The sequence below is a fragment of the Paenibacillus sp. ATY16 genome, from assembly GCF_003399985.2.
Lineage (GTDB): Bacteria > Bacillota > Bacilli > Paenibacillales > Paenibacillaceae > Pristimantibacillus > Pristimantibacillus glycanilyticus.
In genome coordinates this window covers 348,570-368,603 of sequence record NZ_NMOK02000023.1, presented here as the reverse complement: position 1 = coordinate 368,603, position 20,034 = coordinate 348,570, and the positions used below count along the sequence as shown (strand labels likewise).

The 20,034-nt window shown below is 50.9% G+C and carries 20 protein-coding genes and 1 other annotated feature; of the genes, 18 read left to right on the top strand and 2 right to left on the bottom strand.

Going from position 1 to position 20,034, the window contains the following annotated elements; genetic code table 11:
• Window positions 1-124 precede the first annotated feature (124 nt).
• The 14 genes from ftsA to CFI03_RS14520 all read left to right on the top strand — a co-directional run bounded on the left by ftsA (window position 125) and on the right by CFI03_RS14520 (window position 13,994).
• A complete protein-coding gene (ftsA, locus tag CFI03_RS14585) occupies window positions 125-1,372 on the top strand; it encodes a cell division protein FtsA (RefSeq protein WP_127497743.1) in 1,248 nt (415 codons plus the stop codon).
• Between the two features lie 17 nt (window positions 1,373-1,389).
• Entirely contained in the window at window positions 1,390-2,526 is a 1,137-nt protein-coding gene (gene ftsZ / locus CFI03_RS14580; RefSeq protein WP_248757766.1) for a cell division protein FtsZ, read from the top strand.
• A 654-nt stretch (window positions 2,527-3,180) separates the two neighbouring features.
• Window positions 3,181-4,104 carry a sigma-E processing peptidase SpoIIGA gene (gene spoIIGA, locus CFI03_RS14575; protein ID WP_248757765.1) on the top strand — a complete coding sequence of 308 codons (924 nt, stop codon included), beginning with the start codon at window positions 3,181-3,183 and terminating at the stop codon, window positions 4,102-4,104.
• A 50-nt stretch (window positions 4,105-4,154) separates the two neighbouring features.
• Window positions 4,155-4,877: an RNA polymerase sporulation sigma factor SigE gene (sigE, locus tag CFI03_RS14570; RefSeq protein WP_015845452.1), complete on the top strand. Its 723-nt coding sequence runs from the start codon at window positions 4,155-4,157 to the stop codon at window positions 4,875-4,877.
• A 105-nt stretch (window positions 4,878-4,982) separates the two neighbouring features.
• Window positions 4,983-5,765 (top strand): RNA polymerase sporulation sigma factor SigG, encoded by a 783-nt coding sequence (gene sigG / locus CFI03_RS14565; RefSeq protein WP_015845451.1) that lies wholly within the window; start codon window positions 4,983-4,985, stop codon window positions 5,763-5,765.
• Between the two features lie 184 nt (window positions 5,766-5,949).
• On the top strand, window positions 5,950-6,228 hold the full coding sequence (locus CFI03_RS14560) for a PRC-barrel domain-containing protein (RefSeq protein WP_127497737.1): 279 nt from the start codon (window positions 5,950-5,952) through the stop codon (window positions 6,226-6,228).
• A gap of 33 nt (window positions 6,229-6,261) precedes the next feature.
• Window positions 6,262-7,116: a peptidoglycan editing factor PgeF gene (gene pgeF, locus CFI03_RS14555; protein WP_248757764.1), complete on the top strand. Its 855-nt coding sequence runs from the start codon at window positions 6,262-6,264 to the stop codon at window positions 7,114-7,116.
• A 4-nt stretch (window positions 7,117-7,120) separates the two neighbouring features.
• A complete protein-coding gene (locus CFI03_RS14550; protein ID WP_248757763.1) occupies window positions 7,121-7,849 on the top strand; it encodes a YggS family pyridoxal phosphate-dependent enzyme in 729 nt (242 codons plus the stop codon).
• A 2-nt stretch (window positions 7,850-7,851) separates the two neighbouring features.
• Complete coding sequence (locus CFI03_RS14545; protein WP_248757762.1) at window positions 7,852-8,316, top strand: cell division protein SepF; 465 nt, start codon at window positions 7,852-7,854, stop codon at window positions 8,314-8,316.
• 28 nt (window positions 8,317-8,344) lie between these two features.
• Complete coding sequence (locus CFI03_RS14540; protein WP_041614427.1) at window positions 8,345-8,596, top strand: YggT family protein; 252 nt, start codon at window positions 8,345-8,347, stop codon at window positions 8,594-8,596.
• Between the two features lie 14 nt (window positions 8,597-8,610).
• Window positions 8,611-9,384: a YlmH family RNA-binding protein gene (locus CFI03_RS14535; protein ID WP_248757761.1), complete on the top strand. Its 774-nt coding sequence runs from the start codon at window positions 8,611-8,613 to the stop codon at window positions 9,382-9,384.
• Window positions 9,385-9,483: 99 nt separating this feature from the next.
• Window positions 9,484-10,032 (top strand): DivIVA domain-containing protein, encoded by a 549-nt coding sequence (locus CFI03_RS14530; protein WP_127497727.1) that lies wholly within the window; start codon window positions 9,484-9,486, stop codon window positions 10,030-10,032.
• A gap of 67 nt (window positions 10,033-10,099) precedes the next feature.
• Window positions 10,100-10,375 (top strand) — a binding site (T-box leader).
• A 39-nt stretch (window positions 10,376-10,414) separates the two neighbouring features.
• A complete protein-coding gene (gene ileS, locus CFI03_RS14525) occupies window positions 10,415-13,504 on the top strand; it encodes an isoleucine--tRNA ligase (RefSeq protein WP_248757760.1) in 3,090 nt (1,029 codons plus the stop codon).
• 193 nt (window positions 13,505-13,697) lie between these two features.
• Window positions 13,698-13,994, top strand: a complete 297-nt coding sequence (locus tag CFI03_RS14520) for a DUF5665 domain-containing protein (RefSeq protein WP_190276227.1) — start codon at window positions 13,698-13,700, stop codon at window positions 13,992-13,994.
• Between the two features lie 38 nt (window positions 13,995-14,032).
• Here the strand turns inward: CFI03_RS14520 and CFI03_RS14515 are convergent, their stop codons facing one another.
• Window positions 14,033-14,737 carry a TraR/DksA C4-type zinc finger protein gene (locus tag CFI03_RS14515; RefSeq protein WP_201001396.1) on the bottom strand — a complete coding sequence of 235 codons (705 nt, stop codon included), beginning with the start codon at window positions 14,735-14,737 and terminating at the stop codon, window positions 14,033-14,035.
• A gap of 167 nt (window positions 14,738-14,904) precedes the next feature.
• Between CFI03_RS14515 and lspA the strand changes: the two genes are divergently transcribed.
• From lspA to CFI03_RS14495, 4 genes are all read left to right on the top strand, one after another.
• Entirely contained in the window at window positions 14,905-15,426 is a 522-nt protein-coding gene (gene lspA / locus CFI03_RS14510) for a signal peptidase II (protein ID WP_127497719.1), read from the top strand.
• Window positions 15,407-16,354 carry an RluA family pseudouridine synthase gene (locus CFI03_RS14505; RefSeq protein WP_248757759.1) on the top strand — a complete coding sequence of 316 codons (948 nt, stop codon included), beginning with the start codon at window positions 15,407-15,409 and terminating at the stop codon, window positions 16,352-16,354. The genes lspA and CFI03_RS14505 overlap by 20 nt, the downstream gene beginning before the upstream one ends.
• Before the next feature lie 223 nt (window positions 16,355-16,577).
• Complete coding sequence (dapD, locus tag CFI03_RS14500) at window positions 16,578-17,288, top strand: 2,3,4,5-tetrahydropyridine-2,6-dicarboxylate N-acetyltransferase (protein ID WP_127497715.1); 711 nt, start codon at window positions 16,578-16,580, stop codon at window positions 17,286-17,288.
• 106 nt (window positions 17,289-17,394) lie between these two features.
• Entirely contained in the window at window positions 17,395-18,513 is a 1,119-nt protein-coding gene (locus CFI03_RS14495; protein ID WP_248757758.1) for an N-acetyldiaminopimelate deacetylase, read from the top strand.
• A gap of 55 nt (window positions 18,514-18,568) precedes the next feature.
• Here the strand turns inward: CFI03_RS14495 and CFI03_RS14490 are convergent, their stop codons facing one another.
• Entirely contained in the window at window positions 18,569-19,723 is a 1,155-nt protein-coding gene (locus CFI03_RS14490; RefSeq protein WP_248757757.1) for an aminotransferase A, read from the bottom strand.
• Window positions 19,724-20,034 lie beyond the last annotated feature (311 nt).

The following is a 20,034-nucleotide window of genomic DNA, read 5'->3' as shown; positions in this document are numbered from 1 at the left end:
AGGGAAATGAAAATTTTGTTGAAAAAAGAGGGAATATATCAAAGGCGTTGAATATGTAGAAGGACGAATGTTTAGAACCCTATCTTGTGTGTATTTTATCAGTTAAAACGGGAGGTGCCGCGGGTTGAGCAGTAACGACATCATCGTCAGTTTGGACATCGGTACATCCAAAGTTCGTGCTATTATTGGTGAAGTGAACAACGGAGCCATTAATATTATTGGAGTTGGATCTGCCGACTCGGAGGGTATTCGCAAGGGAGCTATTGTAGATATTGACCAAACCGTGCAGTCGATTCGCAGTGCTATCGAGCATGCGGAAAGAATGGTTGGCATTCAAATATCAGACGTCTATGTTGGGATTCAAGGGAATCACATAGCACTTCAGACGAATCGTGGCGTTGTTGCAGTATCCAATGAGGACCGTGAAATAGGAGAGGAAGATATCGAACGCGTGATTCAAGCGGCCAAGGTGGTCGCGCTTCCTCCTGAAAGAGAAATTATTAATCTTGTACCGAAGCAATTTTTGGTTGACGGCTTGGAAGGAATATCCGACCCTCGCGGTATGATCGGCGTTCGGCTAGAGGTTGAAGCGACCATTGTAACAGGTGCAAAAACGGCTATACATAACTTGATGCGCTGCGTGGAAAAGGCCGGACTTCGGATTTCTGGTGTAATCCTGATGTCGCTTGCTTCTGGCGTCATGTCGCTAACAAAAGACGAGAAAACGATCGGAACCGTACTGACGGATATCGGCGCTGGTTCTACTACCATTACGATCTATGAGCAAGGCAGCCTTGCCGCCATCTCGACGCTGCCTATCGGCGGCGAATACGTCACGAACGATATCGCTTACGGACTTCGTACGCAGTCGGATCAAGCCGAGAAGATCAAGCTCAAGTACGGCTGTGCTTTTGTCAACGATGCGGCTGACGATGTAAGGTTTAAAGTGACTCGCATGGGAAGCAATATGGAAAAAGAGTTTTCCCAGGTTGATCTGGCCAGCATTATCGAGCCGCGCATGCAGGAAATTTTCCATCTTGTGCGTCAAGAAGTACGCAGGCTAGGTTACGGGGATAAAGTGAACGGATACGTACTGACTGGAGGTTCTGTTACGATGCCGGGTACACTGGCACTTGCGCAAGCGGAGCTGGAGTCATCTGTTCGTATCGCATCGCCGGATTATATCGGTGTGCGCGACCCTGCATACAGCAGCGGGGTAGGAATGATCCAATACGTGTCGAAATATATGGGAGTACGAGGAGCAGCAGCAAGTACAGGGAAGAAAACGGCAAGCCGCAAGTCGGGTACCACCGCTTCATCCAAACCCGGTATGTTCGAACGGTTGAAAAATATGTTTAGCGAATTTATTTGATCGGGGGAAAATGAAAGATGTTGGAATTCGATTTGGATCTGGAGCAACTCGCTCAAATAAAAGTAATTGGTGTTGGCGGCGGCGGCAGCAACGCGGTTAACCGAATGATCGAAAACGGCGTTAAAGGCGTCGATTTCATAACCGTTAATACGGATGCGCAAGCTTTGCATCTGGCAAAGTCCGAGCATAAGCTGCAAATCGGCGATAAGCTGACTCGCGGTCTTGGCGCCGGCGCAAATCCGGAAGTGGGCAAGAAAGCGGCTGAAGAGTCGAGAGAGCTTGTGATGCAGCAATTGAAAGGCTCGGACATGGTATTCGTTACTGCAGGCATGGGCGGCGGTACGGGTACCGGCGCAGCTCCTGTTATCGCCGAGATTGCCCGCGAATGCGGCGCGCTGACAGTCGGCGTAGTAACGCGTCCGTTCACCTTCGAAGGCCGTAAACGCGCCGCGCAAGCGGAGCTTGGCATCGAAGCGTTGAAGGAAAAGGTAGATACGCTGATCGTTATCCCGAATGACCGTTTGCTTGAGATTGTGGACAAGAAGACCCCAATGCTGGAAGCGTTCCGCGAAGCGGACAACGTGCTTCGCCAAGCGGTGCAAGGTATTTCGGACTTGATCCAGGTGCCTGGTCTGATCAACCTTGACTTTGCGGACGTGAAGACGATTATGACGGAGCGCGGCTCGGCGCTGATGGGTATCGGTATCGCGACAGGCGAGAACCGTGCAGCGGAAGCGGCGAAAAAAGCGATCATGAGCCCGCTGCTCGAGACGTCCATCGATGGCGCTCGCGGCGTTATCATGAACATCACAGGCGGCAGCAACCTGTCCCTGTATGAAGTCAACGAAGCAGCGGAGATCGTTATCTCGGCTTCCGATCCGGAAGTTAATATGATCTTTGGTGCGATTATCGACGAAGACCTGAAAGACGAAATCAAGGTTACGGTTATTGCAACCGGCTTCGAAACCAGGCCTTCAACGGCATCCCGCCGAGTAGCGCAGCCGCAAGCCGAACCGGAAGCGCGCCAGGCGACGCAATCCGTGTCGTCTCCGCAGCAGCAGCAAGCTGCCCCGGTGAAGCCGTTTGGCGCATCGACCTCGAGCGACCAGCTCGAAATCCCTGCGTTCCTGCGCAACCGTCGCAACGACCGCTAGTCCTTTAACGCCTGACCGGCCTGCCGGTCAGGCGTTTTTGTTTTTTTGGCAAGTAGGTGGTTTCGTTACCACGCCTAGAGCTCATTATTGTTAGGAACGTATCAACGAATTCGCCGTTTACCTCTACCGTGCTTCGATAGTTTTTGATTTGCTAGCATTCGAAGCAACATGGCCTCATGCGCTTTTCCTCATCCGCCTTAACATGTCCATGCGCCTCTTACGCGGCTTGTCTTTCACGTCGTCATAGGAGAAACGCGAGGACATGCCATCCGTCTCTTCTTTTATTTTCGCCGCCGCGTCTCTTAAGATAATCGTCATATCAACTATTAAAAACCTCCTCATACGACAAATCCGGTCACGCTCCCCGTCAAATGGGAATAAAAAATGCCATGTCCCAGGAGCGAAATCGATCCTGAAGAGGTGGCGTGTGCTTAACAGCCATATGAATTATATGGATATAAATTATCATATTCCCGATACTGCAACAATTCATTAGCCCTATAAACTCGCAATGGTGCCTCGACAAAAAAAGCTATGTCATGCCGTCATGTTTAGACAGACTTTGAAATAGGATTTTTATATACTAGGTTCAATCGTTCTCTCCAGAGGGGAGGGCAAACGTTCTGTCGTTCGAACCCGCTGGAAGGTGAAGCTGTGACTGTTTATGTCGATGTCATGTTTGTGCGGGAGCTGCTTGTTGACGGCAGCATTCTGCTGACGACCGCTTGGGTGCGTCATATCCGGGCACGTCCTTGGCGGGTGCTGACGGCAGCCAGCATTGGTGCTTGCTACGTTGTTCTTATGTTGTTTCCGCCCTTATCGATTCTTTTTACGTTAGCGGTAAAAATACTGATTTCCCTCCTCATGTTATGGGTTGCGTTCGGCTTCTTTTCCATCCAGAACTTCTTCCGGAACATCACAGCTTTCTACACCGTGAATTTTGTTGCGGCCGGGGCGATAATCGGTATTCATTACTTGCTGATGCAGGGTTCAGGCGAAGTATGGCGTACGATCACCTTTATAAATGGCGGTATGCAGGTCGAGCTGAAGATGGGATTTATTTATGTGCTCGCTGCGTTTAGTATCGGCATTTACATATACCGCTCGGTTTACGTTCAGCGGCGCGAGAGGGAGCTGGTGAGGACCCATTTGGCCGAAGTGAAGATTCAAATCGGCGACCGGGAGCATACGTGCACCGGATTGATCGACACGGGCAACCAGCTGTACGATCCGCTGACACGGACGCCCGTTATGGTTGTTGAAGCAAACGTATGGCAAGATGACCTGCCGGAAGCATGGCTGAAAAGCATTCGTGAATCGCAGGTGGATCGGCTTGTTGCCGGCCTTGGAGAGGAATCTTTTGCCTGGCAGGATCGGCTGCGACTTGTACCCTACAGAGGAATCAATCGCGGATCGCAATTTATGCTGGCGCTAAAGCCGGATTTTGTTCAGATTGAGCGGGAAGGGCAAGTGTTCGTCTCTCGGAAGGTACTTGTCGGCATTGACGGCGGCAAGCTTTCGGCGGACAGCGCTTACCAAGCGATTATCCATCCGTCACTCGTTCAGAGCAACCAATGATTGGATTAAGAAGACGAACGTTTACATCATTTTGGGGAGGGATGGGCCGGATGCTCGTCAAATGGAAATTAGTCCTGCAGTTATATTATTATCGTGTTTTGTTTTTATTCGGATTAAAAAGCGAAGAAATCTATTATATCGGCGGCAGCGAGGCGCTACCTCCGCCCCTTACCCGCGAAGAAGAAGAATACTTGCTCGATAAGCTTCCATCCGGCGATACGGCGATCCGCGCGATGCTGATTGAGCGCAACCTGCGTCTTGTTGTTTACATTGCGCGCAAGTTCGAAAACACCGGCATTCATATCGAAGACCTGGTGTCCATAGGGGCGATTGGTCTCATCAAAGCCGTAAATACGTTTGATCCGGAGAAAAAAATCAAGCTCGCTACCTACGCATCCCGTTGTATCGAGAATGAAATTCTGATGTATCTGCGCCGCAACAGCAAGACTCGGACAGAAGTGTCTTTTGACGAGCCTCTTAATATCGACTGGGATGGCAACGAGCTGCTGCTGTCCGACGTCCTGGGCACGGAGAACGATACGATTTACCGGAATATCGAGGAGCAGGTTGACCGCAAATTGCTTCATAAAGCGCTTGATAAGCTCTCGGAGCGGGAGCGGATTATTATGGAGCTGCGCTTCGGGCTTGCCGACGGCGAGGAAAAAACCCAGAAGGACGTAGCCGATCTTCTCGGGATTTCACAGTCCTATATTTCGCGCCTGGAAAAGCGGATTATTAAACGGCTTCGCAAGGAATTTAACAAAATGGTGTAATGGTATACCCATTTTCGCGGCAACAGATACCCCTTTTTCGGAAGAATAAAATAGGGGTCCAGGGAGATAATGTACATTAATGTTTCTCCTTGGGAGGTAATCACGTTGACCCGAAATAAAGTCGAGATCTGTGGAGTGGATACCGCGAAACTGCCTGTCCTGACCAATGCCGAAATGCGGGAGTTGTTTACCGCACTACAAACCCAGAACGAATGGGCAGCCAGAGAGAAATTAGTTAACGGCAATTTAAGGCTGGTTCTAAGTGTGATTCAACGGTTTAATAACAGGGGAGAATTTGTGGACGACTTATTCCAGGTCGGCTGCATTGGACTTATGAAGGCGATCGATAATTTCGACCTTAGCCAAAACGTCAAGTTTTCCACCTATGCCGTGCCGATGATTATCGGTGAAATTCGCCGTTACTTGCGTGACAATAATCCGATCCGCGTATCGCGGAGCCTAAGGGATATTGCCTATAAAGCGCTGCAGGTTCGAGACAGCCTGACGAATCAAAATTCGCGTGAACCAACGATTTTTGAAATTTCCGAAGCGCTGAACGTACCGAAAGAAGATGTCGTATTCGCTCTTGACGCGATCCAGGATCCCGTCTCCTTGTTTGAGCCGATCTATCACGACGGCGGAGACCCGATCTATGTGATGGACCAGATCAGCGACGACAAGAACAAGGATGTATCGTGGATCGAGGAAATTGCGCTTCGCGAAGCGATGCATAAGCTGAATGACCGCGAAAAAATGATTTTATCCATGCGTTTCTTTGAAGGAAAGACGCAAATGGAAGTTGCCGACGAAATCGGCATTTCACAGGCACAGGTATCCAGGCTCGAGAAATCGGCCATCCAACAAATGCAAAAGCATGTAAAAACTTGAGCGGCGCCGCAAGGCGCCGTTTTTTATGTGCGCAAAAAAGACAAGCCTAACTTGTTTTTTTGCGGGAACAGGACATTTTGGGCGTTTTGCACATATAGATAAGTGAGGATGTTTATCCCTATGAATGACAAGCGTAAACGACTGCACCGACGTTCTTATATTTAAGAAAAGTGGTGATAAGCATATGAAGATATCCGATTTCCAGACCAAGGATGTCATTAATATCGTGGACGGCAAGAAGCTTGGACAGATCAGCGATCTGGAGCTGGATCTCCGACAAGGGCGCATCGATGCGATTGTTATTCCCCAATTCACAAGATTCCTGGGCGTATTCGGCAACGGAGGGACGGAGGTTGTTATCCCTTGGCGCAATATCGTGAAGATTGGGGCGGACGTTGTGCTCGTCCGGCTGGACGATTCCAGCAAGAAGCTGGAGGACGAGGATTTGCACGCGCGCACATAACAGGTTAAACTGCTTACAGAGGTGAGTGCCCGTATGGAATCGTTTAAATCTGTACTTACGGCGAAGGGACCTTCGCTTTTTTTATTGTCAACATGGCTGGAGCAAAATGAACGGTTGACCGCCGGATTTACCGGCAGGAACGGGGGCGTAAGCGAGCAGCCGTGGTCGTCGCTGAACGTTGGCCTTCACGTGGGAGATTCGGATAATGACGTTGTGCGCAACCGTCAGCTTATCGCGGAAGCGATCGGTTGGCCTTTTGAAGCATGGACTTGCGGGGAGCAGGTGCATGGCAGCGACGTTTTCCAGGTGACCGCAGCCGAGCGGGGGAAAGGCAGATTATCGCGCGATTCGGCAATAGCCGATACGGACGGACTGATGACGGATGTCCCGGGCGTGCTGCTGGCGTCCTTTTACGCCGATTGCGTACCGCTTTATTTCTACGATCCGAAGCATCAAGCAGTAGCCTTGGCTCATGCAGGCTGGAAAGGGACGGTTCAGCAAATCGCGGCCAAGACGATCGAAGCAATGGGACGGCAGTACGGAACGAAGCCCGAAGAACTGCTATGCGCCATCGGTCCGTCGATCAGCGACTGCTGCTACGAGGTGGACGGCTTTGTCATTGATAAGCTTCAGCCGCTTGTAGATAGCCTTGCGAATAAGCTGAATTCGAGCCCGAATCTGATGATGACATTGGTGGAAAACGGTAAAGCTATGGTAAACTTAAAACTAATTAACCGACATATTATGCTTGAAGCAGGAATTTTGCCGATTCATATCGAATTATCCGAGTGGTGCACGGGATGCAGCACGGATCAATTTTTCTCCCACCGGAAGGAAGGCGGCAAAACGGGCCGTATGGCCAGCTGGATCGGTATCCGGGAAAGGTGAACGAATGACGACTACAATCAAAGAAGCATTGCAGGAAAGACTCGAAGAAGTGGAGCGCCGGGTTGTTGCAGCCTGCGAGCTAAGCGGCCGCAGCCGCGAAGAAGTAAATATTATTGCGGTAACGAAATACGTATCGCTTGAAACGGCGCAGGCTGCTCATCAACTAGGTCTCCGGCATCTTGGCGAGAACCGCTGGCAGGATGCCAAAGAAAAATGGGAAGCCATAAGCGGCAGCGCAATGGATGAAGACGGCGGACAAGCAGTCTGGCATTTCATCGGTTCGCTGCAGACGAACAAAGTGAAAGACGTCATAGGCAAATTTACATACATTCATTCGCTGGATCGTCTGTCCTTGGCGCAGGCGATCGACAAACGGGCTTCCCAGCTTGGCATCACCGTTCCTTGTTTTGTTCAGGTTAACGTATCGGGCGAACAATCCAAGCATGGTCTTGACCCGGATCAGCTGCCGGCATTTCTAACAGAGCTTAAGGAATTATCATCGCTGCGCATTATCGGCCTTATGACAATGGCACCTTACGAGACGGAAGCAGAAGAGACAAGGCCCATATTTCGCTCTTTGCGCAAGCTGAGAGACGAGATGAACGAGCGTGCAATCCTCCCGGAATCGATGACGGAATTGTCCATGGGCATGTCAGGAGATTTCGAAGTAGCGATAGAGGAAGGCGCAACCTGGATCCGCTTAGGAACGATACTAGTAGGAAAAGAGGGGTAACGATGAGTGTCATGAACCGATTTATGAACTTTCTTGGTCTTCAGGAAGAAGAGGAAGTAGTCGAGCGCGAAAGAGTAACGCAGCAGCAACCGGAAGAACCGGAAGTTGAAACTTCTCCGTTCGAAGCACGTAGAAACTCCAAAGGCGGCAATAACAATAATATCGTGAGCATTCATACGCAAAAGAGCGTACGCGTCGTCTTAAGCGAACCGCGTTCTTACGATGAAGCGCAGGATATTGCCGACCATCTGCGTTCGCGCCGGGCGGTTATCGTGAATCTGCAGCGTGTGCGTACGGATTTGGCTGTGCGTATCGTTGATTTTTTAAGCGGCACAGTCTATGCGCTTAACGGCCACATTTCGAAGCTTGGGCCAAACATCTTCCTGTGCACACCGGATTCTGTAGAAATTCAAGGCGCCATTACCGAAATGCTGGCAGAGGATATTGATTACAATAAGATGAGGTGACCTTGAGTTGAGTGTTTATTCTTTGATTATGAACATCCAGAACATTTACAGCTTTATGATTATCGGCTACGTATTGCTGTCCTGGCTGCCAAATGCGCGTGAAAGCTTTATCGGTGTATTTCTGGGCCGGCTGGTAGAACCGTATCTCGGAATTTTCCGCAGATTCATTCCACCGATCGGCGGTATGCTTGATATTTCCCCGATTATTGCCATTTTTGCATTGCGCTTTATCGCATACGGCCTCTACGCGGTTGTCGATTTCATTGTGAACATGTTCTAGAGGAAGGACAGCTTATGAAGCCAACAGTATACGAACATTTCCATCCGGATGAGAAACCATTTGTCGACCGGGCGTTGGAGTGGGTTGAACGGTCCGCGCAGCTGCATGAGCTGAAGCGGACCGATTTTTTAGATCCGAGGCAGGCTCAGATCTTGCAGATGCTGGCGAACAGAAATCCGGATGTCCAGCTTAGACTTGCCGGAGGGTATCCCGAGGCTGAACGCTGCAGAGCGATTATCGGCCCGGAATACCGCTACTTGGACGATGAACCCATTGGCTTGTCCGTTCTCGCAGTAACCGGCGGAGGAAGCGAGCTTGATCACGGCGATTACCTGGGCGCTTTGCTCGGGCTCGGCGTCAAACGCGATCGAATTGGAGATATTCATGTTCATGAGGACTATTCGCATATAATTGTTTTGGACGAAATTGCCGATTACTTAAATGTACACTTAAGACAAGTGCATCGTGCGAGCGTACTTACGGAAATAATTCCCATGCTTAAGCTTAAACCCGTTGTACCTGCCCTTCAAGAAATGTCCTTCACGGTCGCGTCGATGCGGCTGGATGGAATCGCTAGCGACGTCTACCGGATCAGCCGGACGAAGATCGTAGATCCGATCCGCGCAGGCAGATGCAGAGTGAACTGGAAGACAGCCGAGAATCCGTCCGAACAGCTGAAAATGGGGGATGTCGTCTCCTTTAAAGGCCTAGGCAGATTTAAGGTTATGGAAATTGATGGCATGACAAAAAAGGGAAGAATTCGCGTCAAGGTTGGTAAATTTATTTAATCCGTTGCAGGATTTTGGAAACAACTGTCGAATCCAAAGTCACAACGATTTTTCCGAGTACATCCGCGATTGCGGCAAATACGTTGAGGAGGTGCGCCAATGCCGTTGACGCCATTGGACATACATAACAAGGAATTTGGACGAAGATTACGCGGGTATGACGAGGATGAGGTCAACGAATTCCTTGACCAGGTTATCAAAGATTATGAATCCATTATTCGTGAGAACAAAGAGCTGCAGAATCAGATTCTTGGTCTTCAAGAAAGACTGAATCATTTCTCGAATATCGAAGAGACGCTCAGCAAGACGATTATCGTTGCGCAAGAAGCGGCTGATGAAGTAAGAAACAACGCGAAGAAGGAAGCCCAGCTCATTATCAAGGAGTCGGAAAAGAACGCCGACCGCATTATTAACGAGTCGCTGGCCAAATCCCGCAAAGTATCGCTTGAAGTGGAAGAGCTTAAGAAGCAGGCATCGATCTACCGTGCACGCTTCCGTACTTTGGTTGAAGCACAGCTTGAGCTGCTTAGCCAAGACGGCTGGGATTCGCTGGATTCGTCAGCTCCGCAACTTTCCAATTCCTCTCAATCTTCGCATGCTTCGTCTTCCGTAACTCATTTATCGGCGGAGCAATTTCAGCGCGGATAGGCATTTGTCATTTGACAACCGCTTTGCGATAAGCTATAAATAGAATTAATTGCACGATAGTTGAATTGGAACTTCATTGACGAGAACGAGTACGATTCCAAGTTCGTTCACCAGAGAGCCGTCGATTGCTGAGAGGCGGCGTTCGAACCGATTCGGAAAATCATCTCCGAGAAGCAGTGCTGAACATGAGATCCTGCCGGATCCACTATTAAGGACTGACGGCTTGTCCCCCGTTACAGGGACCGCGAATTTACGCAATTCGCGCCAAGGTGCCGCATCCGGTTGTTTTTTTCAGCTGTTTGCGGAATTAGGGTGGTAACGCGAGCGCAGCCTCGTCCCTTTTACAGGGACGGGGCTTTATTATTTTCAGGAGGTAATGACAATGCAACGTGTAGACGTCAAAGAAAAAGCAAGAGCCCGCGAATTGCGCGTACTGAAGCAATGGGCAGAGAACGATACGTTCAAACAATCCATCGAGAACCGTGCCGGCAAGCCGAACTATGTATTTTACGAAGGTCCTCCGACCGCGAACGGCGCGCCGCATATCGGTCATGTATTGGGCCGCGTAATCAAGGACTTTATCGGCCGTTACAAAACCATGCAAGGCTATCGCGTTGTCCGCAAAGCAGGCTGGGATACGCATGGTCTTCCGGTGGAGCTTGGCGTAGAGAAGCAGCTCGGCATCTCCGGCAAACAAGAGATCGAGAAATACGGCGTTGAAGAATTCATCAAGAAATGCAAAGACAGCGTGTTTGTCTACGAGAAGCAATGGCGCGAGCTTACGGAAGCCATCGCGTATTGGACGGATCTGGATAATCCGTATATCACGCTTAAGAACGAATACATCGAGAGCGTATGGCATATCCTCTCGACGATTCACAGCAAAGGGCTGCTCTATCGCGGTCACCGCGTAAGCCCGTATTGCCCAAGCTGCCAGACTACGCTCAGCTCGCATGAGGTTTCGCAAGGCTACGAAGACGTGAAGGATCTTTCCGCAACGGTTAAATTCAAGCTCGCGGGTGGCGAATCCATTCTCGCGTGGACGACAACGCCTTGGACGCTGCCGGCTAACGTGGCCTTGGCGGTAAATCCGGAGCTGGATTACATCCGCGCCTCCAAGGACGGCGAAGTCTACATCGTTGCTCAAAACCTGGCGGAGAGCGTGCTGAAAGAAGGTTACGAGACGCTTTCGACGCTGAAGGGCTCCGAGCTGGTAGGCCTTTCCTACGAGCCTCCGTTCCGTTATGTGCCTGTCGAGCACGGTCATGTTGTGATCCCGGGCGATTTCGTCAGCGACACAAGCGGTACGGGTATCGTTCATATCGCGCCTGCCCACGGTGAGGATGACTATAAAGTTTCCCGCCAGAACGGCATCAGCATGCTGAGCGTTGTGAATAACGCGGGCCGTTATATTGACGAAGTAACCGATCTTGCCGGCCGTTTCGTAAAAGACTGCGATGTCGACATTGTCAAAATGCTCAGCGAACGCGGCTTGCTCTTCTCCAAAGAGCGTTACGAGCATAGCTATCCGTTCTGCTGGCGCTGCAAATCGCCGCTTCTGTACTACGCGACGGAAAGCTGGTTCATCGAAACAACAAAAGTGAAAGATCAGCTGATCGCGAACAACAGTACGGTTGACTGGTATCCTGGCCATATCCGCGAAGGCCGCTTCGGCAAGTTCTTGGAGGATCTGGTGGACTGGAATATCAGCCGTAACCGTTACTGGGGAACACCGCTGAACGTTTGGGTTTGCGAAGCAACGGGCAAAGAATATGCGCCTAGCAGCATTTCCGACCTGCGCGAGCGCGCCGTAGATTTCGTGCCGGAGGATATCGAGCTTCACAAGCCTTACGTGGACGAAATCAAGCTGAAGTCGCCATTCCAGGAAGGTGCAGTCATGACCCGTACATCGGAAGTTATCGACGTATGGTTCGACAGCGGCTCGATGCCATTCGCGCAGCAGCATCATCCTTTCGAGAATGCGGAAGAGTTCGCGGAGCAATATCCGGCGGACATGATCTGCGAAGGCATCGACCAGACGCGCGGCTGGTTCTTCAGCTTGCTGGCGGTATCGACGCTGTACAACGGCAAAGCTCCTTACAAGGCCGTAATCTCGACAGGCCATATCCTGGATGAGAACGGGCAAAAGATGTCCAAATCCAAAGGCAACGTTATCGACCCTTGGGAAATCATCAACGAGTACGGCACGGATGCCTTCCGCTGGGCGCTTCTTGCGGATAGCGCGCCATGGAACAGCAAACGTTTCTCGCGCGGCATCGTAGGCGAAGCGAAATCGAAAGTAATCGATACGATCGTGAATACTCACGCCTTCTATGCGCTGTATGCCTCCATCGACGGCTTTAATCCGGCTGAGCACGAAGAACGGCCATCCGCAAGCAAGCTTGACCGTTGGATCGTATCCCGCTTGAACAGCTTGATCAAGACAGTAGTGAAAGGGCTTGAAGTGAACGACTTCCTGAACCCTGCGAAAGCAATCGAAGTCTTTGTCGACGAGCTGAGCAACTGGTACATCCGCCGTTCGCGCGACCGTTTCTGGGGCAGCGGTCTGACGGAGGACAAGGTAGCGGCTTACCAAACGCTGCGTCATGTTCTGCTCACGCTTTCCCGCGTTATTGCTCCTTACGCTCCGCTGCTCGCGGAAGACGTATACGGCAATCTGGGCGGCGAATCCAGCGTTCACCTGGCAGACTACCCGGTTGCGGACGAATCGGCGATTGACGAGACGCTGGAGCGCGATATGGACAGCGCGAAGCAAATCGTGGAGCTTGCCCGCAACGTGCGCAACGAGACCGGCATCAAGACGCGTCAGCCATTGTCCGAGCTGATCGTATCGCTTGACCGCGATTTTGCGGTTACGGAATACGAGGATATCATCAAGGACGAGATCAACGTGAAATCTATCGTGGTTCAAAACAGCGACAGCGGTTTTGTCGATTTCACACTCAAGCTCAACCTCAAAGTTGCGGGCAAAAAATATGGCAAGCATGTTGGGCCAATCCAGGGTTACTTGAAAGGTCTGGCACCTGAGGCGACACGCGAAGCCGTTACTTCCGGAAGCCTGGTATTCACTTCGGCGGAAGGCGAAGCGATTACGGTAACGACCGAAGAGCTGCTCGTAGAGAAACAAGCGAAATCCGGATTTGCGTCGGCTTCCGCAAACGGCCTGACCGTTGCCCTTAACACGGATATTACGCCAGAGCTGGAGCAGGAAGGCTGGGTTCGCGAAGTTATCCGTGCCGTTCAGGATACGCGCAAAAAGCTGGATCTGCCGATCGAGAAACGCATCGATCTTGTTCTCGACGTGGATGCCGGGCTGCAAGCCGCACTGGAAACGTTCAGCAACGTGCTTAATGAGAATGTTCTGTTGAACAGCGTTTCTTACGAGAAAGCAGACGGTATGGAACGCGTGCAGCTCGGAGAGAAAGAAATCGGTATTCTTGTCCGCGTTTAGGCATATAGACGCCAGGAATCGGGATATAGTATAAGGAGCATGGCCACAAAAAAACGAGAGCCTTCATGGCAAGGCCTCGTTTTTTTCTTCCCGGAAGCGGATGTATGAATGCAAAGGGGGACGCTGCATGGTCCGAGTAAAGCTGGATAACGACCTGGAGAAAGACCGCAAAGATAAGAATGACGACGGAACGATGGAACATACATTAAGCAGACTGGACATGCGATTAAGCAAAATCGCTACCGACATGGAACGGACTCAAATCGCGGATTACGTGGATTTGCTCAATCATCCGCTCCGGCTCATGTGGCGCAATTTGCTTGGCGGCCTCTCAAGGGGCGTCGGAATCGCGATTGGATTTACGTTCTTTGCAGCTACCATTCTGTATGTGCTGCGGATTATCGGCGCGCTTAATCTGCCGATCATCGGCGATTACATAGCAGATATCGTACGCGTTGTGCAAATCCAGCTGGAAGGCAAAATTTATTGAAAAAAGGCGGAAGGTGCATCGCACCTTCCGCCTTTTTGTTACTCCAGCTCCAGCTCATGATCGCCTTCTTCATGATCCATATACTGCTTGTAGTGCCGGTTACGGATAACGGAAACATGGTTGCCGGTAATATCCGTCGCAACAAAGCTTTCGTAGGATTCAACAAACCCGTCGTTTTCGTCCGCTTCAATGCCGATATGGTCATAGTCGTCAACATTGTTGTTCTCCGAGAACGCGGGAGATTCCGAAGTTCCCCATTGCTCAACGATCTGCCAGGCATCTTCTCCGTCAAAGCCGTTATAATCATCGTCATCGCGGCTTGATCTGCCGAAAGGAGGGGCGAGGAAATCCTCTTCCGCAGGCTGTCGGTGGGAAGTCTCCTGACGAGGCGCATGTTCCACGCAGTACAGGGAATCGGGAAGAGCTTCCAGGCGCTCGTCGGGAATCGGCTTGCCGCAGGCCCGGCATTGACCGTAAGTCCCGTTATCCATAGCCTCAAGCGCTTGGGAAATGCGAGTCAAGTGGAGATCCTCGTTTTCGAGTAAAGCCAGATCCTTGGAGCGTTCGAAAAGCTCGGTCCCAAGATCCGCCGGATGATTATCTATTGGGGAGAGCTCACCGGTATTATCGCGCAGCGAAGAGGCAAGTCCGTTATGTTCGTTGTGGGATTGACGTTCCTCGATTTCCCGTTTCTCCGCTTCAAGCCGGCTTCGAAGCTGTGCAAGCTGTGTTGCATTCGGCATCGGTTGCACCTTCCTTAGATGAAATAGGTAAGACGTTACATATCTAAGCTATAGTTTTCGCAAACCGGCTTTTTTTATAAAGGACTTCTTTGGAAAGGGGACTACTGGCTCAGATGAGGGCCATTATGCTACAATACAGTAGTTTGGTACAAACTAGGAGGGATACGATGCGTTTATATTATTACTGGATCGCGTTGGCAGCATTTTTGCTGGACTTGATCACCAAAAAAATCATTGCGGCTCAGCTTGAAATCGGTGAGCAAATTAGCGTGATCGGCAATTTCTTTCTTATTACCTCGTATCGGAACCGCGGCGCGGCATTCAGCATTTTGCAGGAACAGCGGGTGTTTTTCATCATTATCACTGTTCTTATTGTCAGTGCAATTATCTGGTATATCCAGGCCTCCAGAAAATCAGGCAAAGTATGGCTTTTGACCGGGCTTGGCCTTGTGCTGGGCGGGGCGATCGGCAACTTCCTTGACCGTGCGATCGCAGGAGAAGTGGTTGATTTCCTGATGTTTAATTTCGGCAGCTATACGTTCCCGATCTTTAACATAGCGGATTCCGCTATTTGCGTAGGCGTAGCATGCATTCTAATTGATACCTTGCTGAATTCGAAGGAAGATTCGAAACGAATCGGCAACAGAGAGGATAAGGACCAAAACGAGCATGAGCAGCAACCTGTTTAATGAAACCGAAGAATTGTTGGAATTTGAAGCAGCCCCGGAGCAGGCAGGAGAGCGAATCGATAAATTCGTAACGGACAGCCTTAACGAGGATTCCATCTCCCGCACGCAGGTGCAGGAATGGATCAAGTCCGGTGCCGTACTCGTCAATCAGAATACCGTAAAACCGAACTACAAGCTGTCTTCAGGCGATCAAGTGGCCATTCGCGTGCCGGAGCCGGAAGATGCGGCGATTGCAGCCGAGGACATTCCTCTTGATATCGTATACGAGGATGCCGACGTTATCGTCATCAACAAACCAAGAGGCATGGTCGTCCATCCGGCACCGGGACATTCCTCCGGAACGGTCGTAAACGCCTTGATGTTTCATTGCAAGGATCTGTCGGGCATTAACGGCGTGCTTCGCCCTGGCATCGTGCACCGTATCGATAAAGACACATCCGGTCTTTTGATGGCGGCCAAAAACGATCTTGCACACGTTTCCCTGGCTGAGCAGCTCAAGGATCACTCGGTATCGCGCAAATACATTGCGCTTGTTCACGGCAATCTGCCGCATGACCAAGGCACGATTGATGCCCCGATTGGCCGAGATCAGAATGACCGGAAGCTGTTTACGGTCACGGACCGCAACAGCAAGCATGCCGTTACCCATTTTGCCGTGCTCGAGCGTATTGCAGATGACTACACAATCGTAGAGCTGCAGCTGGAGACAGGCCGTACGCATCAGATTCGCGTTCATATGAAATATATCGGCTATCCGCTTGCGGGAGATCCGATGTACGGCCGCAACAAGACGGTCGCGCTCAAAGGACAAGCGCTGCATGCGGCGGTTCTTGGCTTCAAGCATCCCCGGACCGGAGAGTTTCTGGAGTTCGAAGCGCCGATTCCCGCCGACATGGAGCATGTGATTAATTCTCTGCGCCTTCGTTAAAATGCCTAGATAAACGTTCAGAGGCATATGCGGAAAAATGCAAACTTTTCAGCAAATCATTCATTATTCGAACGCGGAAAGTAAGCTATTCTAAGAAACGACGCTTTACAACAATTAGCCATCAAAAACGTGGACTCTGTTCAAAGTCATGTGCTACAATGTTCGGGAAAAAGTGGCTTGTCTTAATGAACAGTTGCTGGTGATGAAGGAGAGACGAAAAGCTATGCAAAACATGGACCAAACAATGGAAGTTATCAATTACATCAAGAACGGCAAGAAAGTTACGCCGGTGAAGGTTTACTTCAAAGGCAAAATTGCTTCGGCTAACGCTGAAGTTAAAGTATTCGATTTCGGCGACGGCGGCGTGCTGTTCGGCGATTGGGCGGAAGTTCAAGCCTTGCTGGAAAACGAGAAAGCTAACATCGAATATTACGAAGTGGAGAATGACCGCCGCAACTCCGCCATTCCGATGCTCGACCTGAAGGGCATTAACGCCCGTATCGAGCCAGGCGCGGTTATTCGCGACAAAGTCGAAATCGGCAACAACGCGGTTATCATGATGGGCGCTACGATTAACATCGGCTGCTCGATCGGCGAAGGCACAATGATCGACATGAACGCAACGCTTGGCGGACGCGTGCAAGTCGGCAAAATGTGTCATGTTGGCGCAGGCGCTGTACTGGCTGGCGTTATCGAGCCGCCATCCGCTCTGCCGGTTGTTATCGAAGACGACGTTGTTATCGGCGCTAACGCGGTTGTTCTGGAAGGCGTTCGCGTCGGCAAAGGCGCTGTTATCGCAGCAGGTGCCATTGTTATCGAGGATGTGCCTGAAAATGCGGTTGTTGCGGGCGTCCCTGCTCGCATTATCAAGATGGTTGACGAAAAAACGAAGTCCAAGACGATTATCGTTGAAGGCCTTCGCGATTTGAAATAATAAGATTTTGCAGCGCGCGCCATCTATGTGGCGCGTGTTTCCTTGTTTGGCGAGGCTGACGGAAAATGGCGTTGGCCCTTGCATGTTGAAGAAAGGAGTTGATCAAATGAGCAAGTTCGTGGAGTTAAGGCGGCAGTTTCACCAGATCCCCGAGCCGGGGTTTCAAGAGTTTAAGACGCAAGCCATGCTGCTCGAGTATATTAACGGATTGCCGCAAGATCGGCTGGAGATCCGGACCTGGCGTACCGGCGTCTTGGTTCGGGTGAAAGGCCTGGTGGGCGAGCATTGCTTAGGTTATCGGGCGGATATGGACGGGCTGCCTATCGAGGAAGATACGGGTTATGAGTTCCGTTCGACGCATAACGGTTATATGCATGCATGCGGACACGATCTGCATATGGCGATTGGGCTAGGGGTATTGACGGCAATCGTGGAGCAACCGATCAATGACGATGTTCTATTCGTGTTCCAGCCGGCCGAAGAGGGACCGGGCGGGGCTTTGCCGATGCTGCAGAGCGAAGAATTCAAAGAGTGGAAGCCTGATTTTATGATGGCGCTGCACATTGCGCCGGAATATCCGGTAGGCACGATCGCAACGCGTCCGGGCATTTTATTCGCCAACACGTCGGAGCTGTTTATAGATATCATTGGCAAAGGCGGCCACGCGGCGTATCCGCACCGCGCCAACGATATGATCGTTGCCGGAGCAAGCCTTATCATGCAGCTGCAGTCGATTGTCTCCCGCAACGTGGATCCTCTCGACTCTGTCGTTGTGACGTTGGGCAAGATCGAAGGAGGCACGAAGCAGAATATCATCGCCGAACGGGTACGCCTCGAGGGTACGATCAGAACCTTGAGCGCAAAATCCTTGAGCGATGTAAAAGCTCGCATCGAGTCGCTGCTGGACGGGCTTAAAGTCAGCTTTGGATGCCAGACCGAGCTCGATTACGGCTCGAATTATTATCAGGTATACAATAATGAACAAGAAGCCGAGCGTTTTATGGATTGGGTTCGTGCTTTTGAAGGCGTACAGCTCATTGAATGCACGGAAGCAATGACCGGAGAGGACTTCGGGTATTTCCTTCAAGATATTCCGGGTCTGATGTTCTGGCTTGGCGTGGATACGCCGTATGGCCTGCATCATGCCAAGCTGGAGCCGCAGGAGGACGCTATCGGGGTTGCGATCGAGGTGGTCTCGAATTATTTGCGGCATCGCTCGTCATAAAAAAAGCTGCTTTGCGTGTGACGCAAAGCAGCTTTTTTCGTGTAGCGAACAGCGCTTAAAGACCTTCTACAAAGGAATGAATGCGGTCCATGGCTTCTCGAAGTACTTCCATGGAGCAAGCGTACGAAATGCGAATGTAATTGTCGCCGTATGGAGCAAACGCGGCACCAGGCACAACCGCAACCCGTTTCTCTTCAAGCAGGCGGTGCGCGAAAGTCGTGGAGTCGAGCCCAAACTTCTCTACCGAAGGGAAGATGTAGAAAGCTCCGTTTGGCTTCACGACATCGAATCCTGCCGCAACCAGACGTTCGTAAGCATAATCGCGGCGCCGCGCGTATTCGTCTCTCATCGGCAGCGCGTCATCGATACCAGCGGTTAAAGCTTCTACGGCCGCGGCCTGGCTCACCGAGCTGGCGCATGTTACGTTGTATTGATGCACCTTTACGATGTGCCTTGCCAAGTAAGCCGGCGCGAACAGCAGTCCAACGCGCCATCCGGTCATGGAATGCGATTTGGACAATCCGTTTATGACGATTGTCTTCTCGCGCAAGCCCGGCAGTGCCGCTATGGAAGAATGAGTCCCGTCGAATACGAGCTCGCTGTAAATTTCATCGGACAAGACGAACAGCTCGCGATCCTGTACCAGATCCGCAATCTCTTTAAGCTCGCCTTCCGATAGCGTGCAGCCTGTCGGATTCGAAGGCGACGCCAGCACGATGCAGCGCGTACGCTCCGTCAAATGCTTTTTGATCAATTCTGCCGTTAATTTGAACCCGTTGCCGGTTGTATCGACATGCACCGGCTTAGCGCCGCACATGCGGATAATCGGCTCGTAGCCCGGATAGATTGGACCCGGAAGGAGTACCTCGGTTCCTTCCTCCAGTATCGTCCGGAATGCGACGTCAATGGCTTCGCTCGCGCCGACCGTTACGATAACCTCTTCGGAAGGATCGTAAGTCAGCCCGTATTTGTGCTGCATAAAATTCGCTGCTGCTTTCCGCAATTGCAGCGTCCCCGCATTAGGGGTATATACCGTTTCCCCGTTGTCGATCGCATGCTTGGCTGCTTCGAGGATATGCTTTGGTGTCGGGAAGTCCGGCTGACCGATGGTAAGCGACAGCACCCCTTCGTATTGACTAACCTTGTTCGCCATTTTCCGGATGCCGGAAACTTCGATTCCGCGGACATCCGCTCTAATTAAATGTTCCATGCTTGCTTTCACCTGTCCCGTCTATGTACGTTATGGATGGTATTCATCTTAACATAAAGGACTGGGCACTTCGAGAGGAGATAGGGGATACATATCATGAATCATAAAATGTCCCAGTCATAAAATAAAAGGCGGTGCAGAAGATAAGATAAGTTGTTAAAATAATGTTGATACTCGATAGACATTGGTTACGGTTTTTATTCTCCATTACGTTGGTTTAAGTCAAACAGAGCATTCGAATGATTCTTGAGGAGCGTAGTTTATGCTTCCGATGCAGCTTTCTTTCAGAAAGCTTTTAGTAGGCCTTTGCT

Bases quoted from the DNA above. Each gene is read 5' to 3' on its own strand.
- CFI03_RS14550 (WP_248757763.1), top strand. From the start codon at position 7,121: ATGACGACTACAATCAAAGAAGCATTGCAGGAAAGACTCGAAGAAGTG.
- lspA (WP_127497719.1), top strand. From the start codon at position 14,905: ATGCGTTTATATTATTACTGGATCGCGTTGGCAGCATTTTTGCTGGAC.
- ftsZ (WP_248757766.1), top strand. From the start codon at position 1,390: ATGTTGGAATTCGATTTGGATCTGGAGCAACTCGCTCAAATAAAAGTA.
- dapD (WP_127497715.1), top strand. From the start codon at position 16,578: ATGCAAAACATGGACCAAACAATGGAAGTTATCAATTACATCAAGAAC.
- pgeF (WP_248757764.1), top strand. From the start codon at position 6,262: ATGGAATCGTTTAAATCTGTACTTACGGCGAAGGGACCTTCGCTTTTT.
- CFI03_RS14540 (WP_041614427.1), top strand. From the start codon at position 8,345: ATGAACATCCAGAACATTTACAGCTTTATGATTATCGGCTACGTATTG.
- CFI03_RS14545 (WP_248757762.1), top strand. From the start codon at position 7,852: ATGAGTGTCATGAACCGATTTATGAACTTTCTTGGTCTTCAGGAAGAA.
- CFI03_RS14490 (WP_248757757.1), bottom strand. From the start codon at position 19,723: ATGGAACATTTAATTAGAGCGGATGTCCGCGGAATCGAAGTTTCCGGC.
- CFI03_RS14495 (WP_248757758.1), top strand. From the start codon at position 17,395: ATGAGCAAGTTCGTGGAGTTAAGGCGGCAGTTTCACCAGATCCCCGAG.
- sigE (WP_015845452.1), top strand. From the start codon at position 4,155: ATGCTCGTCAAATGGAAATTAGTCCTGCAGTTATATTATTATCGTGTT.
- CFI03_RS14520 (WP_190276227.1), top strand. From the start codon at position 13,698: ATGGAACATACATTAAGCAGACTGGACATGCGATTAAGCAAAATCGCT.
- CFI03_RS14515 (WP_201001396.1), bottom strand. From the start codon at position 14,737: ATGCCGAATGCAACACAGCTTGCACAGCTTCGAAGCCGGCTTGAAGCG.
- CFI03_RS14530 (WP_127497727.1), top strand. From the start codon at position 9,484: ATGCCGTTGACGCCATTGGACATACATAACAAGGAATTTGGACGAAGA.
- ileS (WP_248757760.1), top strand. From the start codon at position 10,415: ATGCAACGTGTAGACGTCAAAGAAAAAGCAAGAGCCCGCGAATTGCGC.
- CFI03_RS14535 (WP_248757761.1), top strand. From the start codon at position 8,611: ATGAAGCCAACAGTATACGAACATTTCCATCCGGATGAGAAACCATTT.
- CFI03_RS14560 (WP_127497737.1), top strand. From the start codon at position 5,950: ATGAAGATATCCGATTTCCAGACCAAGGATGTCATTAATATCGTGGAC.
- CFI03_RS14505 (WP_248757759.1), top strand. From the start codon at position 15,407: ATGAGCAGCAACCTGTTTAATGAAACCGAAGAATTGTTGGAATTTGAA.